The organism is Deltaproteobacteria bacterium, assembly GCA_016875225.1.
GTDB lineage: Bacteria > Myxococcota_A > UBA9160 > SZUA-336 > SZUA-336 > VGRW01.
Window position 1 is genome coordinate 1 of record VGRW01000167.1, and the last position, 2,345, is coordinate 2,345.

Sequence of the window (2,345 nt, forward strand, 5' to 3'; positions counted from 1 at the left end):
GCCGGCGAACGGCCCGCCATCCCCTCGAAGGCCGCCGCTGGCCCTCGGCCGCCGAGCCACCACCGCCGACGCCCTCGCAGCGCACCGCGACCACCTACGGATCACCGTGGTGAGAAATGCGGGCTAGCGCCGTGGCGGTGGCGATTGCGGCGCGCCACGCTGGAAACCACTCGACCGGCCCCGCGCCGAGCTGCGATCCGCTCGATCCGTCGGCCCCGCAGACGTACATCTGCTGCTCGATCAGGATCAGGTCGCCCGGACCCGCCGTCTCACCGAACGCCGCGATCGCCTGCTCGATCGCGCGGCCCACGTTCCAGCCGTACTCGACCGTGCTGCACGCGGCGACGTGCACCTGCGACGCGGGCACGAGACCGGTCACGCCGTAGCCGTTCGCGCGCGCAGACAGGATGCCGAGCACCGCGCTGCCATGACTGCCCTGATCCGGCCACGGGTTCTGCTCGGTGCCGATGGGGATTCGCGCGCTCTCGGGTATCTCGAGATCCTCGTGTGCGAGCGCCCACTCGTATTCCAGATCCGCGAAGCGAGTCCCCTGCCCGTCCGCTCCGGCGATTCCGGCGAATGCATCGAACCCGATCCCCGCGGGTGCCGGGGCCTTGAAGCTCTGCAGGTTGGTGAAGTCGGGCGTGGGTGGCTCGATGTCGTAGGGCGGCGGAGCGGCGCGCGGCCAGGCTCGGGCGCTCGCCACGCCGGGCAGATCTGCCAGCGCTGCCGCGAGCGACTCGGCGTCGACCCCGGCCTCGACCGCGAGCGTGAAGAAGAGCGCGAGCTCGGGCACCCGCCGTCCGCTGCGGCGCTCCGCCCGCGCGTGCTCCGCCTCGAGATCCTCCCGGGTCCGAGCGAACGTCGGCGCGACCGCACCGCGACCGACGCCGAACTCGGCGAGCACGCGCCGCAATGGAGCGAGATCGTTTCGCAGCCAGACGAGCTGTCCCCGCTCGACCCAGGCTTCGCTGCCCCGCGCGAGCTCGATCACGACGGGTCGCGCCTCGGCTTGCGCGCTCGCCGCGCACGGCTGACCAAGCGCGAAGAGCAGGAGCAGCGACGCAGTCCCGAGGCGCAAGACGACGTGCAAGCGTTCGTCCCTGACGGGGTCCCTTCCCCGGCCGAGATCCTACCAGCTGAGCACGATCTAAGAGAAGATAGATCGGCGCCGTGGAAGCTCTTCCTCAAGTAGAGCTTGAATTACGCCGCGGACCTGTTCGCGGGTGCGGTTCACGTACAGCGGGTCCGAGACTCGCTCCGGCGCGACGTCGTCGAACCAGATCGGCTCGCCGAAGCGGATCCGCCACTGACTGGGAAGCGGGATCAAGCCGAGCGGTCCGAGAAGCGGGAACGTCGGAGTCACCGGAATCGGGACGCCCAGAAGCCTGCGGAGCAGCCGCGGCTCGAACACGATCGGATAGACCTCTTCCGCCCCGACCACCGCGACCGGAACGATGGCGGCGCGTAGACGCGCGGCCAGCGGCACGAAGCCGCCGCGCGCGAAGCGACGCAGTCGGTAGCGCTCGCGGAACGGCTTGAGCGCGCCCTTCTGCCCTTCCGGGAACGCGATCACCCACTCGTCGGCCAGCAGGAGCCGCTCGGCGTTCTCCGCGCAGGCGCGAACCGCGCCGAGGCGAGCGAGCCGCGACTGTGAGAACGGCAGCGTCGCGAGCCAGTCGGCGACGAGCGGGCGCGGCCGCCGGCCCGTGGGGTGCAGGCGCTCGACGGCGTGCGCGACCATCAGGGCATCCCACGGCAGGATTCCGGCGGTGTTGGCGACGAAGAGCACCCGACCCGTCTCAGGGACGAGGTCGATCCCCGTGACCTGAACACGCCACCAGGAGTCGAAGAGCCAGTCGAGCCAGCCGCGCGCGCGAGACAGAAAGCGCGCGTCGAGCCCGAACTCGTCGACCTCGGCGGAGACGTCCGCTGCGCCCGGGATCGAGACGCGCTCGCGCAGCGCCTCGTAGAGCTTGACGACGTCGACGCCGTCGAGGCGGGTGCGAAGCTGGCGACCGAGACCTTCGAAGAGGCCGGCGGCGGCCTCGGCCGACCCGACGCCGGGCTCGGCCTCGATCTCGACGCTCGGCTCGCGCTCGGGCGGGCCTGCGTCGCGAATCCCGAAGCGCTGCTCGAGCTCGCTGCGCAGCGCGCGAACCGACGCGCGAAGCTCCTCCAGTAGCTCGAGCCGAGCGCGCTCGCGCGCGTCCGTCGGGTCCGCCGTTCTCACCGATAGCCCCGGAGCTTGCGGGCCACGACGAAGCTCATCCACGCCTCTTTGGTGGTGTAGACGGGGTCGAACCCGAGCTCCGCGCGCGCGCGCGACGTGTCGACCACCCCCC

At 71.5% G+C, this 2,345-nt stretch carries 2 protein-coding genes; both read right to left on the bottom strand.

The annotated features are described in order from the left end of the window. Positions 1-94: 94 nt before the first annotated feature. Positions 95-1,081, bottom strand: a complete 987-nt coding sequence (locus FJ108_18445) for a hypothetical protein (protein ID MBM4337873.1) — start codon at positions 1,079-1,081, stop codon at positions 95-97. 69 nt (positions 1,082-1,150) lie between these two features. Then, positions 1,151-2,233, bottom strand: coding sequence for an acyltransferase family protein (locus tag FJ108_18450; protein ID MBM4337874.1), 1,083 nt, complete (start codon positions 2,231-2,233; stop codon positions 1,151-1,153). Between the last annotated feature and the right edge of the window lie 112 nt (positions 2,234-2,345).